At 67.5% G+C, this 15,148-nt stretch carries 13 protein-coding genes and 1 riboswitch; of the genes, 5 read left to right on the plus strand and 8 right to left on the minus strand.

Going from position 1 to position 15,148, the window contains the following annotated elements; translation table 11 throughout:
* Positions 1-37: 37 nt before the first annotated feature.
* The 8 genes from RPB_RS03670 to RPB_RS03705 form a co-directional block, all read right to left on the minus strand.
* Positions 38-2,155: a catalase gene (locus RPB_RS03670; RefSeq protein ID WP_011439621.1), complete on the minus strand. Its 2,118-nt coding sequence runs from the start codon at positions 2,153-2,155 to the stop codon at positions 38-40.
* Between the two features lie 262 nt (positions 2,156-2,417).
* Positions 2,418-2,636, minus strand: coding sequence for a formate dehydrogenase subunit delta (locus RPB_RS03675; RefSeq protein ID WP_011439622.1), 219 nt, complete (start codon positions 2,634-2,636; stop codon positions 2,418-2,420).
* Complete coding sequence (gene fdhD, locus RPB_RS03680; RefSeq protein ID WP_011439623.1) at positions 2,626-3,459, minus strand: formate dehydrogenase accessory sulfurtransferase FdhD; 834 nt, start codon at positions 3,457-3,459, stop codon at positions 2,626-2,628. Before fdhD ends, RPB_RS03675 begins: the two co-directional genes overlap by 11 nt.
* Positions 3,456-6,302, minus strand: coding sequence for a formate dehydrogenase subunit alpha (gene fdhF / locus RPB_RS03685; RefSeq protein ID WP_011439624.1), 2,847 nt, complete (start codon positions 6,300-6,302; stop codon positions 3,456-3,458). Before fdhF ends, fdhD begins: the two co-directional genes overlap by 4 nt.
* 10 nt (positions 6,303-6,312) lie before the next feature.
* The gene (locus RPB_RS03690) at positions 6,313-7,869 is read right to left on the minus strand and encodes a formate dehydrogenase beta subunit (protein WP_011439625.1); all 1,557 of its coding nucleotides are present in this window, start codon (positions 7,867-7,869) and stop codon (positions 6,313-6,315) included.
* Positions 7,866-8,336, minus strand: coding sequence for a formate dehydrogenase subunit gamma (locus RPB_RS03695; protein ID WP_011439626.1), 471 nt, complete (start codon positions 8,334-8,336; stop codon positions 7,866-7,868). The genes RPB_RS03690 and RPB_RS03695 overlap by 4 nt, the downstream gene beginning before the upstream one ends.
* 111 nt (positions 8,337-8,447) lie before the next feature.
* Entirely contained in the window at positions 8,448-9,341 is an 894-nt protein-coding gene (locus RPB_RS03700; RefSeq protein ID WP_011439627.1) for a LysR family transcriptional regulator, read from the minus strand.
* 175 nt (positions 9,342-9,516) lie between these two features.
* The gene (locus tag RPB_RS03705) at positions 9,517-10,737 is read right to left on the minus strand and encodes a DUF3419 family protein (RefSeq protein WP_011439628.1); all 1,221 of its coding nucleotides are present in this window, start codon (positions 10,735-10,737) and stop codon (positions 9,517-9,519) included.
* A gap of 155 nt (positions 10,738-10,892) precedes the next feature.
* On the opposite strand from RPB_RS03705, the gene RPB_RS03710 reads away from it, so the two are divergent.
* From RPB_RS03710 to RPB_RS03730, 5 genes are all read left to right on the plus strand, one after another.
* Positions 10,893-11,594, plus strand: a complete 702-nt coding sequence (locus tag RPB_RS03710; protein ID WP_245258352.1) for a class I SAM-dependent methyltransferase — start codon at positions 10,893-10,895, stop codon at positions 11,592-11,594.
* A complete protein-coding gene (locus RPB_RS03715; protein WP_011439630.1) occupies positions 11,591-11,914 on the plus strand; it encodes a DMT family transporter in 324 nt (107 codons plus the stop codon). The genes RPB_RS03710 and RPB_RS03715 overlap by 4 nt, the downstream gene beginning before the upstream one ends.
* Before the next feature lie 50 nt (positions 11,915-11,964).
* Positions 11,965-12,173: riboswitch (cobalamin riboswitch) on the plus strand.
* 74 nt (positions 12,174-12,247) lie between these two features.
* Complete coding sequence (locus RPB_RS03720; protein ID WP_011439631.1) at positions 12,248-13,336, plus strand: HoxN/HupN/NixA family nickel/cobalt transporter; 1,089 nt, start codon at positions 12,248-12,250, stop codon at positions 13,334-13,336.
* A 7-nt stretch (positions 13,337-13,343) separates the two neighbouring features.
* Positions 13,344-14,369, plus strand: a complete 1,026-nt coding sequence (locus tag RPB_RS03725) for a FecCD family ABC transporter permease (RefSeq protein ID WP_011439632.1) — start codon at positions 13,344-13,346, stop codon at positions 14,367-14,369.
* Positions 14,366-15,148 carry an ABC transporter ATP-binding protein gene (locus RPB_RS03730; RefSeq protein WP_011439633.1) on the plus strand — a complete coding sequence of 261 codons (783 nt, stop codon included), beginning with the start codon at positions 14,366-14,368 and terminating at the stop codon, positions 15,146-15,148. The genes RPB_RS03725 and RPB_RS03730 overlap by 4 nt, the downstream gene beginning before the upstream one ends.

The following is a 15,148-nucleotide window of genomic DNA, read 5'->3' on the forward strand; positions in this document are numbered from 1 at the left end:
CGCCGGCCGATTTTCGTGAGCATGATGTGTAGTACAGCTACACCGCGTGAACGGACGCTTCGCGCTCCCAGAACCGCAATTTGCCGCAGAGCTTGATGAAGCGCTCGGCATCCGCCGGCTTGCTCAAGGCGAGGAAGCCTCCGTCCGGTTCGACGCCGGCCTTGTAGAGCAGCGGCTGCGCGGTGTCGACATAGGCGATGAACTTGGCGTGCGCGAAGGCGTCGGCGACGAAGTCGCGTGCCGTCGCCTCGCCCTGCAGCAGCGCCGCGCCCTCTTCGGAGACGAGGATCGCGACCGCGTCATACAGGACGGACGGCCCGCCATTGATCTTCTGCTTGGCGGGCATCCGCTCGCCATCTGAAGTTTCGAATCCGCCGACCTTCGGCGCCACGAGTTCGATCAGCACATCGTGCTTCGCGGCTGCGGCCTGCAGCGCCGCGAGCAGCTTGGCATCGGTACCGTCGCTGACCAGCACGCCGATCTTGCGGCCCGAGAAGTCCTTCGGTCCGTTCATCAGGATGCTGAGCGCGGGCGACGGCTCGAGATCGGCGATGATCTCGCGTGCCGGTTCGGCAGCGTCCGGCACGTCCATGCCGAGTCCGTCGGCGACCATTGCGGCGAGACCTTCATCGACATTGACCAGATGCGACAGCACGCGCGTGCGGATGTCGGGCCGCTCGACCTTGCTCAGTTCGAAGACAAATGCATCCTTGATGTGGGTCTGCTCGATGTCGGTCTGGCTGATGTAGAACTGCCGCGCCTGGCTGTAGTGATCGGCGAATAATTCGGCGCGCGCGCGCCGCTTCTCGCCGGTGATTTCTTCCGGAAAAGTCTGGAAGCCCTTCGGCGTCTCGCGCGGTCCGCCCTCGGCGCCCCACGAATTCGGCTCGTAGTTGGCGCGGCCCTTGGGATTGTTCAGCGTCATATGCCCGTCCTGCTGGAAGGTGTGGAAGGGGCACTTCGGCGCGTTGATCGGCAGGTCGTTGAAGTTCGGGCTGCCGAGCCGCTTCAATTGCGTGTCGAGATAGGAGAAGTTGCGGCCCTGCAGCAGCGGATCGTTGGTGAAGTCGATGCCGGGGACGATGTTGCCGGTTTGGAACGCGACTTGCTCGGTCTCGTTGAAGAAATTGTCGACGGTGCGGTCCAGCACCAGCCGGCCGACGCGACGGATCGGCACCAGCTCTTCCGGGATGATCTTGGTGGCGTCGAGAATGTCGAAGTCGAATTCGTCCGCGAAGGCGTCGTCGAACAGTTGCAGGCCGAGCTCCCATTCCGGGTAGTTGCCGGTCTGGATCGCGTCCCACAGATCCCGGCGATGGAAATCCGGATCGGCGCCGTTGAGCTTCACCGCCTCGTTCCAGGCGACCGATTGGAGGCCGAGCTTGGGCTTCCAGTGGAACTTGACGTAGGTGGACTTGCCGTCGGCATTGATCAGCCGGAAGCTGTGCACGCCGAAACCTTCCATGAAGCGGAACGAACGCGGGATGGTGCGATCGGACATGATCCACAGCGCCATGTGGATCGATTCCGGCATCAGCGAGATGAAGTCCCAGAAATTGTCGTGCGCGGTCTGCGCCTGCGGAAAGCCGCGGTCGGGCTCCTGCTTGGCGGCGTGGATCAGGTCCGGAAACTTGATCGCATCCTGGATGAAGAACACCGGGATGTTGTTGCCGACCAGGTCCCAATTGCCTTCCTTGGTGTAGAACTTGACCGCGAAGCCGCGCACGTCGCGGGCCAGATCCGCCGAGCCCTTGTTGCCGGCGACCGTCGAGAACCGCACGAACACCGGCGTCTTCTCGCCGGCGCGCTGGAAGATGTCGGCGCGGGTGATATCGGCCAATGATTCATAGGCCTCGAAGAAGCCGTGCGCGCCGAAGCCGCGGGCATGCACCACGCGCTCCGGAATCCGCTCGTGATCGAAGTGGAAGATCTTCTCGCGGAAGTGAGAATCCTCCATCAGCGTCGGCCCGCGCAGGCCGAGCTTCAGACTGTTCTGATCGTCGCTGACCGGAACACCCTGGCGGGTGGTCAGGACCGGCGTCTTGCCGCCGGCGACCTGATGGGTCTCGCCGCCCTGGCCGCGCTGGATACTGGCATCGGCGATGGTCGCGGAGGTCGTATCGGAATTCTTGGGGGAGGACTTCTTGGTAGCCATGGGGCCTCTGGCGCTGCCGGTGGTCCGGCGCGTGCATGATGGAAGGGACGCGCGGAGCTGCCGAGGACGTGGCTTCGACGGGAAGAGCGCCACGCGCAGGCCGCGCGGTGTTGACGAGCATTGCGCGAATTCGTTCCCGCGCCTGCGGGATCCCCGTCGGCGAACGCATGGAGGTTCCGTGCCGCAAGGCGGTCGCGTCGGCATGGTGATGACGTCTGAATCGACCGACCAAGTCGGGCGGGCGGATCGCCGCCGCCGTCGACTACTCGGCCGGCGGCCGCAGCGCTTCCACGGCCGCGCGGACGTCCGGCGCGAGGCCTTCGCCGCCGGCGTCGAGATGCGCGACGATCGCCTTGCGCATCCGCGGATCCCAGAATTTCTTCAGATGTTCGGCGATACCGGGCACGGCCTTGTCGGCACCCTGGCTGCGAAAGAAGGTGCCGATCTGATTGGCCATATGGACCAGCCGCTCAGGCGACATCGGCGGCTCCCTCGCTCGTCCCGCTGCTGATCCGGCCGGGATGGGTGAACACTTCGAAGCCGTCGGCGCGCGCGATCGCGGCCAGCGTGATGCCGGCGGCGTTCGCCATCCGCACCGCCAGCGCGGTCGGTGCGGAGACGGCGACCAGCAAAGGCGCGCCGAGCGCGGCGGTCTTCTGCACCATTTCGACCGAGACGCGGCTGGTGAGCAGCACGATGCCGTCCCGGGCGACGATCTGCTGCCGCGCCAGCGCGCCGGCGAGCTTGTCGAGCGCGTTGTGGCGGCCGACGTCCTCGCGCAAGGCGACGACGCCGCGCGCCGGCGTCCAGAACGCCGCGCCGTGGACGGCGCGGGTTTCGATATTGAGCGCTTGCAGCGGCGGCAGCGCATCGATCGCGGCGATGATCTGCTGCGGCGAGAACCGGCCGCCGGCATGCACGATCGCCGCCGGGCGTAGCGCTTCGGCGATCGAATCGACGCCGCACAGGCCGCAGCCGGTGGGGCCTGCGATATGGCGGCGGCGTTGCTGCAGCCGCTCGCCCTCGGCGCCGCCGATCCACATCCGCAATTCGACGCCGTCGTCGAGCGGCACGATCTCCAAGCTGTCGATCTGCGATGGGTTTGCGATCACGCCTTCGCCGAGGCTGAAGCCGATCGCGAAGTCCTCGAGGTCGGCCGGCGTCGCCATCATCACCGCGTGGGTGCCGCCATTGTAGCTGATCGCGACCGGCGTCTCCTCCGGAACGGCGCGGGTGCCGTCCTGCATCCGGCCATTGCGCCAGGTCCGGGTCGGCTGGCTGTGGGCGGTCGGGCGCAGCGTCATTCTGCGGCCTCTGCAGGCGTCGCGATCCGGCGAGCGGCGGCCGCCTGCTGGGCATAGTCGCGCTGCCATTCCGATGGACCATTGGACGGCGTCACCTGCACCGCCGTCACTTTGTATTCCGGGCAGTTGGTGGCCCAGTCGGAATACTCGGTCGTCACGACGTTGGCCTGCGTGTCCGGGTGGTGGAACGTGGTGTAGACCACGCCCGGCGCGACCCGATCGGTGATCAGCGCGCGCAGCGTGGTCTCGCCGGCGCGGCTGGCGAGTCGCACCCAATCGCCATCCCTGACGCCGCGCTGCTCGGCATCGTGCGGATGGATTTCGAGACGGTCCTCGTCGTGCCACACCGTATTGGCGGTCCGTCGCGTCTGCGCGCCGACATTGTACTGCGACAGGATGCGGCCGGTGGTCAGCAGCAGCGGGAAGCGTGGCCCGGTGCGCTCGTCGGTGGCGACATATTCGGTGATGACGAACTTGCCCTTGCCGCGGACGAAAGCGTCGATGTGCATCACCGGCGTGCCGTCCGGCGCGCGCTCGTTGCACGGCCATTGGATCGAGCCGAGCTGCTCGAGCCGGTCGTAGGACACGCCCGCAAAGGTCGGCGTCAGCGCCGCGATCTCGTCCATGATCTGCGACGGATGCTCGTAGCTCATCGAAAAGCCCATCGCATTGGCGAGCCGCTGCGTGACTTCCCAGTCCTCCTGCCCATTGCGCGGCGTCATCACCTTGCGGACGCGCTGGATGCGGCGCTCCGCATTGGTGAAGGTGCCGTTCTTCTCCAGGAAGGTCGAGCCGGGCAGGAAAATATGCGCGTAGTTCGCGGTCTCGTTGAGAAACAGATCGTGCACGATGACGCATTCCATCGCTTCGAGCCCGGCGGCGACGTGTCTGGTGTTGGGGTCGGATTGCAGGATGTCCTCGCCCTGCACGTAGAGCGCCTTGAACGAACCATCGACCGCGGCGTCGAGCATGTTGGGGATGCGCAGCCCCGGCTCGCTGTTCAGCGTCACGCCCCACAGCGCCTCGAAGCTCTCGCGCACCGCGTCGCTGGAGATGTGGCGATAGCCCGGCAGTTCGTGCGGGAACGAGCCCATGTCGCAGGCGCCCTGCACATTGTTCTGGCCGCGCAGCGGGTTCACCCCGACGCCGGGCCGGCCGAGATTGCCGGTGGCCATTGCGAGGTTGGCGATCGCCATCACGGTGGTCGAGCCCTGGCTGTGCTCGGTGACGCCGAGGCCGTAATAGATCGCGCCGTTGCCGCCGGTGGCGTACAGCCTTGCCGCCTCGCGCAACGCCTGCGGATCGACGCCGGTCATCGCGCTGGTCGCTTCCGGACTATTGGCCGGCTGCGCCACGAACGCCGCCCAGTGCTCGTATTCGCTCCAGTCGCAGCGCTCGCGCACGAAGGCCTCGTGGGTGAGTCCCTCGGTGACGATCACATGGGCGATCGACGTCAGCACCGCGACGTTGGTGCCGGGCTTCAGCGGCAGATGCTGCGCCGCCTCGACATGCGCCGAGCGCACCAGATCGATCCGGCGCGGATCGACCACGATCAGCTTGGCGCCGGCGCGCAGCCGCTTTTTCAGCCGCGAGGCGAACACCGGGTGGCCGTCGGTCGGATTGGCGCCGATCAGCATCACCACGTCGGTGTGCTCGACCGAGTCGAAATCCTGGGTGCCGGCCGAGGTGCCGAATGCGGTGGAGAGGCCGTAGCCGGTCGGCGAATGGCAGACCCGGGCACAGGTGTCGACATTGTTGTTGCCGAAGCCGGCGCGGATCAGCTTCTGCACCAGGAAGGTTTCTTCGTTGGTGCAGCGCGACGAGGTGATGCCGCCGATCGAATCGCGGCCGTATGTGGCCTGGATCCGCTTCAACTCCGAAGCTGCGTAAGCAAACGCTTCGTCCCAGCTCACTTCGCGCCACGGCTCGCTGATGCTGGCGCGGATCATCGGGTTGAGGATGCGTTCCTTGTGGTTGGCGTAGCCCCAGGCAAAGCGGCCCTTGACGCAGGAATGGCCGCGATTGGCCTTGCCGTCTTTGAAGGGCACCATGCGGACGACTTCCTCGCCGCGCATCTCGGCCTTGAAGGTGCAGCCGACGCCGCAATACGCGCAGGTCGTCACCACCGAGCGCTCCGGCGTGCCGATCTCGATCACGCTCTTCTCGTTCAGCGTCGCGGTCGGGCAGGCCTGCACGCAGGCGCCGCAGGAGACGCATTCCGAGCCGAGGAAGCTCTCCTGCATGCCCGGTGAGACGACCGAGTCGAAGCCGCGACCGGCGATGGTCAGCGCGAAGGTGCCTTGCACTTCTTCACACGCGCGGACGCAGCGCGAGCAGACGATGCATTTCGACGGATCGTAGGTGAAATAAGGGTTGGACTCATCGAGCCCCGGATTCGGGTGCTTCTCGCCGCTATAGCCATAGCGCACGTCGCGCAGGCCGACCGCGCCGGCCATGTCCTGCAATTCGCAATCGCCATTGGCCGAGCAGGTCAGGCAGTCGAGCGGGTGGTCGGAGATATACAGCTCCATCACGCCTTTGCGGATCTGCTTCAGCCGCGCGGTCTGGGTCTTCACCACCAGCCCGTCGGCGACCGGCGTGGTGCAGGACGCCGGCGTGCCGCTGCGGCCGTCGATCTCGACCAGGCACAGCCGGCACGAGCCGAACGCGTCGACCATGTCGGTGGCGCAGAGTTTCGGAATCGCGGTGCCGATCTCCATCGCGGCGCGCATGATCGAGGTGCCCTCGGGCACGCTGACGTTGCGGCCGTCGATCGTCAGCGTCACCATCGTCTCGGACGGCGAGCGCGGCGTGCCGAAATCGGTTTCGTGAACCAGAGCCATCGGGCGTCCTTTATTCCGCAGCCTGCAGGCGGCGCGGCGCGAGGCCGAAATCTTCCGGGAAGTGCGCCAGCGCGCTGAGCACCGGGATCGGCGCCAGTCCGCCCAGCGCGCACAGCGAGCCGAACTTCATGGTGTTGCAGAGGTCTTCGAGCACGGCGATGTTGGCCGCAGGCCTGTCGCCGGCGATGATCTTGTCGACGGTCTCGGCGCCGCGGGTCGAGCCGATGCGACAGGGGGTGCATTTGCCGCAGGATTCGATCGCGCAGAACTCCATCGCGAACCGCGCCTGCTTGGCCATGTCGACGGTGTCGTCGAACACCACCACGCCGCCGTGGCCGACCATGCCGCTCCGCGCAGCAAAAGCCTCGTAGTCGAACGGCGTGTCGAACAGCGCACGCGGGAAGTACGCGCCGAGCGGCCCGCCGACCTGCACGGCGCGCACCGGGCGGCCGCTCAGCGTGCCGCCGCCGATGTCGTCGATCAGTTCGCCGAGCGTGATGCCGAACGCGACCTCGAACAGCCCGCCGTGCCTGATGTTGCCGCCGAGCTGGATCGGCTTGGTGCCGCGCGAGCGGCCCATGCCGCAATCCGCATAGGCCTGCGCGCCGCCGTCGAGAATGTACGGCACCGCCGAGAAGGTCAGCACGTTGTTGATCACGGTGGGCCGGCCGAACAGGCCCTTGTGCGCCGGCAGCGGCGGCTTGGCGCGGACGGTGCCGCGCTTGCCCTCGAGGCTTTCCAGCATCGAGGTCTCCTCGCCGCAGATATAGGCGCCGGCGCCGACCCTCACTTCGATGTCGAAGGAGTCGGTCGAATGGCAGATGTGATCGCCGAGATAGCCGGTGCGGCGCGCCGCCTCGATCGCCGCATTCATGGCTTCGACCGCATGCGGATATTCCGAGCGGATATAGATGTAGCCGCGGGTAGCGCCGACCGCGATGCCGGCGATCGTCATGCCTTCGATCACCATGAAGGGATCGCCCTCCATCAGCATGCGGTCGGCGAAGGTGCCGCTGTCGCCCTCGTCGGCGTTGCAGCAGATGTATTTCTGGCCGCGGCCGGCCTGCGCCACGGTGCGCCATTTGGTGCCGGTCGGGAAGCCGGCGCCGCCGCGGCCGCGCAGGCCGGATTTGACGATGTCGTCGATGATCGCGTCCGAGCTCATCTTCAGCGCGCGTTCGAGGCCCTTGTAGCCGCCATGCGCCCGGTAATCGTCGATCGAGCGCGGATCGATGATGCCGCAGCGGACGAAGGTGAGGCGGGTCTGACGCTTCAGCCAGGGGATCTGTTCGGTGAGGCCGAGCTTCAGCGGATGCTCGCCATCCGACAGAATCGCGTCGAGGATCGACGCCACGTCGTCCGCTGTGGTCGGGCCGAAGGCGACGCGGCCGGCCGGCGTATCGACTTCGAGCATCGGCTCCAGCCAATACAGCCCGCGCGAACCGGGCCGCACCAGATCGAGCGGCAGGTGGCGGTCATGGGCGACGCGGGTGAGTTCGGCCGCGGCCTCGTCGGCGCCGACCGCAAGCGCGCCGGAGTCGCGCGGGATGAAGACGCGCAGGCTCATGGCTGCGCCTCCGTCAGCAGCGCATCGAGCTTGCCGGCATCGAGCCGGCCGATCACGCGCTCGTTCAGCATCGCCGCCGGCGCCGTGGCGCACAGGCCGAGGCAATAGGTCGGCTCCAGCGTCACCGCGCCGTCGGCCGTGGTGGCGCCGAAGGTCACGCCGAGCCGGGTTTCGGCGCGCGCGGCGAGCGCGTCGCCGCCGGCCGCCTGGCAGGCCTCGGCGCGGCACAGCTTGAGCACGTGGCGGCCCGGCGGGGTGCGGCGGAAATCCGGATAGAAGGTGAGGACGCCGTGCACTTCGGCGCGCGACAGGTTGAGCGCCTGCGCCACCATCGGCTCGGCGGCCGCCGGCACATGGCCGAACGCCTCCTGCAAGGCGTGCAGGATCACCAGCGTCGGCCCTTCCTTGTGCGTCAACCCGGCGATGATCTCAGCGGCGCGGGTCGGATCCCATGGTTCATTCTGCATCGGCGCTCTTCGTCGTCGTGGCTCGCCCGATGAGAATAAGAATTGTTCAAAGAATCAATAAAGCTGTCCAATGGTGCGATACGGAAACGATAATGAAGCGGGAGAGGCTGATCAGCTCTGCAGCGTCGGCGCGATGTCGCGCGCGGTCTGCATCAGCGCCGCAACCTGCGGCGTGTAGGGCTCGCGCTGCGGCACCACCAGGCCGATGCTGTAGGACACCATCGGATCGACGATCGGGATGGTGCGGACGCCGTCGCCGAGACCGAGCGTTTCGGCGAGCTTGGCGGGCATCACGCTGGCCCAGCGCCCGGTCTTGACGTGGGTATAGAGCACGATGATCGAATTCGACGTCAGGGTCGGATGCGCCTCGGTGCCGGCCTCGCGCAGCGCGCGGTCGATGATGCGGCGGTTCTGCATGTTCGGGGTCAGCAGGCACAGCGGCACCTGGCCGACTTCCTTCCAGGTCACCTGATCGCGATCGCCGAACATGCCGTCGGGCGAGGTGATCAGCCGGTAGCTTTCCTGATACAGCGGGATGCTGTGCACCTTGCCGAGCGGTTCGTTCTCGATATAGGTGAGCCCGGCGTCCGCCTCGAGATTCTCCAGCAGACCGAGCACTTCCGACGAGGTGCAGGACAGCACGCTGAAGCGCACGTTCGGATAGCGCGCGCGGAACGGCGTGGTGAGCGAGGCCACCATGCCCAGCACGGTGGGGATCGCGGCGATCCGGAGCTCCCCCGACAGCTCGCCCTTCATGGCGCCGATGTCCTGGCGCATCGCTCGCGTATCGCCGACGATGCGGCGCGCCCAGTCGAGCGTCCGTTCGCCTTCCGGCGTGAAGCCGAGGAACCGCGAACCGCGCTGCACCAGCATCACGCCGAGGATTTCCTCGAGCTGTTTGATGCTGGTCGACATCGTCGGCTGGGTGACGCCGCAGGCTTCCGCCGCCCGTCCGAAATGGCGTTCCTTGGCGAGCGCCAGCAGCAGCTCGAGCTTGTCGATCAAACCGGCCCCGTCAAACTTGCGAAATATGACGCGAGTCTTGCCCGATCAGGCGGCATTCGGCAAGGCAGTCACAGCCCGCCCCCTCTCCCGCTCGCTTGCGGGAGAGGGCTGGGGAGAGGGCGAGCTGCGCACGGAGCCCGCGTTTCGACGAGAGACCGCGTGCTGCGCAGTCCGATCAGTTCGCGCCGGGGCGTCGTGTGTAGCAGTGGAAACCGCCATAGATCCCCGAACGGTCGCGATCGAAGCCCAGCGCGCTGCGCTCGGCGTCACGCCGCCAGACCTCGCGCAGCGGCGCCAGCGGCTCGGTTTCCAGCGGCGATTCGGCGCCCGCGGTGCGGAAGATCACGCGGACGGAATCCTTGCCGGCCCGGTCGATCGCGTCCCACAGCGCGCGGATTTCATCCGGCGCCATCCAGTCCTGCGAATCCAGCAGCACCACGGCGTCGATCTGCCGGGCGGGCAGATTTTCCAGGAACACGCGCAGGTTCTGGTGCACCGGAATGATCAGGCCGGCGCCCGAGCGCATCTGCGCGTAGCGGCTCCGCTGCAGATACAGCGGCAGGCAGGTGTCGCCGGGGCCCGGATAGCGCCGGCTCAGCGCCTGCCAGGCGAAGTAATTCGTTTCGTTCGGATAGACGTTGATCAGCCGCAGCAGCCGCTGATGCAGCACCTCGTTGAGCGGCTGGTCGCCGCCGAGCAGTTCGCGCTGCTGCGGCGGAATACCGAGGCTGAACAGCAGGGCGGGCGTCCGCGTCAATAGCTTGGCGAAGCGCGAGTGGAACAGTCGGTCGAGTTGTTGCAGCGCCGCCTGGCGCTCCGGCGACTCCGGCGCCGCCTCGAGCAGGGCCGACAGGTCGATCTTGGCGAACTTCGCCAGCAGATGCGCGAAGCCGATGAAGCTGCCGAGTGCGCCGTGACGGTAGAAGCCGTCGGTGAAGTAGCGATAGCGCGCGCGGCCGCGGAAGTCGCGCTCGTCCCAATAGCTGCGCGCGTCGCCGTCGAGCTGCGGCCGCAGCCGTTGCCGATACAGATCGGAATTGTCGTCGGCAGTGCCTTCGCCGAAGAAGCGCCAGAACTGCTCGTAGTCCGGCAGCGCCCGCAGTCCGGCGAGCTTCAGCTTCAGCAGCGCCAGATGCGCCTCGTTGAGATCGACCGCAAACACCTGGGCGGGCTTCGCGGTGAGATAGGACAGCGCGTTGCAGCCGCCCGACGAGATCGTGACGATGGTCGAGCCGATCGGCAGTTGCAGCGCAGCGAGATCCGCCTCGGGGTCCTCCCAGATCTGGGTATAGACCAGACGACGGAACCAGATCGAAAACAGACGATCCCAGATCGTCGACTCACTACGATCCTTGCTGTTGCGGACCGCATCCGCGATGAGCTGCTGCGTATTCATACCACCCTCGAATCGGCAATCGTTCGAGAATAGCCGCGGTGCACTGCAGTTTTGCGACAGTGGCGCGCGGAACGGAGCGGTCGCTGTCATCGTCGTGTCGTCGCAAACGACGATGAATGGCGGATGATTCCAGATCGAGGGCGCTCTCCGTGACCATGATCAACTCCGACGTCGCTGCGCGGTCGGCCTGGCCGGTCGACGCGACCTCGCGCATGAACCGGATGTATCGCTATCAGCGGCACATCTATGATGCCACGCGCCGGTACTATCTTCTTGGTCGTGACGAACTGATCGCCGCACTGGCCCCCGCCGCCGGCGACAACGTGCTGGAAATCGGCTGCGGCACCGGCCGCAATCTGATCGAGGCTGCGACCCGGTACCCGAATGCGCGCTTCTATGGATTCGACGTGTCGACCGAGATGCTGACCTCGGCGATCAGCGGGATCGAGCGCGCCGGGCTGAGCGGTTCGGCGAAGGTCGCCCATGGCGACGCGACCAACTTCACCGCGCAGGCGGTGTTCGGCCAGCCGATCGGGTTCGACCGGGTGATGATCTCCTACAGCCTGTCGATGATCCCGGACTGGACCGCGGTGATCGAGCGGGCGATCGCCAGCCTGAAGCCGGGCGGGCAATTGCACATCGTGGATTTCGGCGACCAGAGCGGTCTGCCGGTCTTCGTTCGCCGCGCGCTGCGCCGTTGGCTGGCGCTGTTCGACGTCACCCCGCGCGACGAGCTCGAAGCGACGCTGATGCAGATCGCGGCGCGCATCGGCGCCGGGCTGACATTCGACCGGCCCTATCGCGGCTACGCGCAGGCCGCTGTGCTGACGCTGCCGTCGCGGCGCCGCTCGCCATGAGCGGATGGCTCGCGCTGCTTGCCGCGGGCCTCATGGAGATCGTCTGGGCGGTGGGCCTGAAGCACTCCGACGGCTTCACCAGATTCTGGCCGGCGCTCGGCACGCTGGTGGCGATCCTCGCGAGCTTCGGCCTGATGAGCATTGCCCTGAAGTCGCTGCCGTTCGGCACCGCCTATGCGGTGTGGACCGGGATCGGCGCCGCCGGCAGCATCGTGGTCGGCATGGCCGTGTATGGCGAGCCGGCGACCGCGGTTCGTATGCTGTGCCTGACGATGATCGTTGCCGGCATGATCGGGCTCAAGCTCAGCACGCCGGCGTAAAGCGCACCGCTCCCGACCAAGGCGGCGATTGACAAAGCAGGTGCGTCGCCCTCCTATCGAACCGTTCAGGTGTGCCGGGAGTCTCCCGGCACAGGGAAGCCGGTCCGGGCGCCTCAGGCGGTGCCCCAAGCCGGCGCTGCGCCCGCAACTGTAGGCGGCGAGCGATCCTTCATCATGCCACTGCGCCGATCGGGCGCGGGAAGGCGAGGGATTGCGACGACCCGCGAGCCAGGAGACCGGCCTGAGCCACGTCATCTTCCAGCGTGCGGTGCGCGCGGCTGGGGCGGTCCGCCGCATGGGTGACAGGAAACTGCTCACCGTTCGGGGACCCCGATGTCCGAGACCATTGCCCGCGATATTCCTCCTCCCACCACCGCCGTTTCGCCCGCTTCCGATGGATTTCGATTTCGGCTCGTCGCCCTGCTCGGCGGGCTGGTGATCGCCAACATCGCCGCCTGGGCCTGGGCGCTGACCGCCTTCGCCGGGCAGCCGGTGCTGATCGGCACCGCGGTCCTCGCCTACAGCCTCGGCCTGCGCCACGCGCTCGACGCCGATCACATCGCGGCGATCGACAACGTCACCCGCAAGCTGATGCAGGAGGGCAAGCGGCCGGTCGCGGTCGGCTTCTTCTTCGCGCTCGGCCATTCCACCGTGGTGCTGGTGGCGTCGCTGGCGATCGCGCTGGCGGCCAATTCGCTGACCGAGCGGTTCTCCGGCTATCGCGAGATCGGCGGCGTGATCGGCACCTCGGCCTCCGCGCTGTTCCTGTTCGCGATCGCGATCGCGAATCTGGTGGTGCTGAGCGGTGTCTATCGCGCGTTCAAGAAAGTTCGTGCCGGCGAAGTGGTTCACGACGCCGACATCGACGCGCTGCTGCAGCAGCGCGGCTGGCTGGCGCGGCTGTTCCGGCCGCTGTTCCGCTTCGTGTCCAAGAGCTGGCATCTGTATCCGATCGGGCTGTTGTTCGCGCTCGGCTTCGAGACCGCCAGCGAGATCAGCCTGTTCGGCCTCGCCGCCAACGCCTCGGGGTCGATCTCGCACTGGTCGATCCTGGTGTTTCCGGCGCTGTTCGCCGCCGGCATGACGCTGGTCGACACGCTCGACGGCGTGCTGATGCTCGGCGCCTATGGCTGGGCGTATCGCAACCCGGTGCGCAAGCTGTACTACAACATGACCATCACCTCGGTCTCGGTGCTGGTCGCGATCGTGATCGGCGGCATCGAGACGCTCGGGCTGCTGGGCGGGCGGCTGCATCTCGAAGGCGCGTTCTGGGAGTGGATCTCCGAGCTCAACGAGAATCTCGGCGTGCTCGGCTACGGCATCGTCGGCCTGTTCGTCGCGAGCTGGATCGTCTCGACCATCATCTACCGCGCCAATGGCTATCACCGGCTCGACGAACGCGCGCCCGTCGTGCAGAAATGACCGCCATATGACGATGCGTCCAAATCCCGCGTCACGCGCGGCGGCGGTCACGGCCGCGCTCATGATCGTGGTCGGCCTGCTCGCGCTCGGCTCGCTCGGCGTCGGCCCGGTGAAGCTGTCGCCGCTCGCCGTGATCGATGCGCTGATCGGCCGTGGCGGCGAGGTGCAGCAGATCATCGTGCAGCAGATTCGCCTCCCGCGCGCCATCCTGGCGCTGGCGATCGGCGGCATTCTCGGCCTGTCCGGCGCGGCGCTGCAGGGCCTGCTGCGCAATCCGCTGGCGTCGCCGTCGCTGTTCGGCGCGCCGCAATCGGCGGCGTTCGGCGCCGTGCTGATCATTGCGCTGGGCTGGGCCGATGTCCGCTCCTATGCGTTGCCGGTCGCCGGCATCACCATGGCGTTCGTCTCGGTGTTCGTGCTGCTCACGGTCGCCGGCCGCAGCGCCAGCCTGCTGCTGCTGATCCTCGCGGGACTGGCGATCTCGAGCCTCGCCGGTGCGGCGACCGCGCTGGTGATGAATTTGTCGAACAATCCGTTCGCCAGCCTCGAAATCGCGTTCTGGCTGCTCGGCTCGCTGGAGGACCGCAGCTTCCGCCACGTCGCATTGGCGCTGCCCTTCATCGTCGTAGGCGCCGCGCTGCTGTTCAGCCAGCGCGCCGCGTTCCGGGCGCTCAGCCTCGGCGAGGAAACCGCGCAGAGTCTCGGCGTCGACGTCGCGCGCCTGCGGCTGATCGTGATCGCCGGCACGGCGCTCGGCGTCGGCGGCGCGGTGTCGGTGTCGGGCACGATCGGCTTCATCGGCCTGGTGGCGCCGCATCTGGTGCGGCCGCTGATCGGCCACGATCCGGCGCGCTTGTTGATCCCGAGCGCGCTCGCCGGCGCCGCGCTGCTGCTCGCCGCCGACATCGCGGTGCGGATCATTCCGTCGACCACCGACATCAAGGTCGGCGTGCTGACCTCGATCATCGGCGTGCCGTTCTTCCTGTATCTGATCATGCGCGAGCGCCGCGCGCTGGGCGGAGGCGTCGCATGAGCGGACACGGCTTCCTCGCCGCGCGAAACCTCGGCGTCGCGCTGTCCGGCCGGCAGGTGCTGCACGGCGTCTCGCTGGATCTCGCGCGCGGCCATCTGGTCGCTTTGGTCGGGCCGAACGGCGCGGGCAAGACCACGCTGCTGCGCGCGCTGGCCGGACTGATCGCGGCGAGCGGCGAGGTGACGATCGGCGGCGACGCGCTGGCGGCGCTGCCATTGCGAGAACGGGCGCGCCGCTTCGGCTATCTGCCGCAGGGCCATCTGGTGCATTGGCCGCTGCCGGCGCGCGACGTGGTCGCGCTCGGCCGGTTTCCGCACGGCGCCACCGATCCGGCGCGGTTGTCGCCGCGCGACGCCGAGGCGGTCGCGCGGGCGATGCGGATCACCGAAACCGAGCCGTTCGCCGATCGCAACGTCACCGAACTCTCCGGCGGCGAGCGCAGCCGCGTCGCGCTGGCGCGCGTCCTCGCCGTCGAGGCGCCGGTGGTGCTGGCGGACGAGCCGACTGCGTCGCTCGATCCGCGCTATCAGCTCGACGTGATGCGGACGCTGCGGCAGGCGGCCGATGCCGGCACGCTGGTGATCGTGGTGACGCACGATCTAGGCCTCGCGGCGCGCTTCGCCGACACGGTTCTGGTGATGGCGGCCGGGCGGCTAGCGGCGCAGGGCACGCCGCATCAGGCGCTGTCGGACGACGTGCTGCGGCAGGTGTTTCGCGTCAGCGCCTATCGGGCGGACTATCAGGACAGCGGCGTGATCCTGCCCTGGGCGGGGGTCTGA

The organism is Rhodopseudomonas palustris HaA2 (assembly GCF_000013365.1).
Taxonomy (GTDB): Bacteria; Pseudomonadota; Alphaproteobacteria; order Rhizobiales; family Xanthobacteraceae; genus Rhodopseudomonas; species Rhodopseudomonas palustris_J.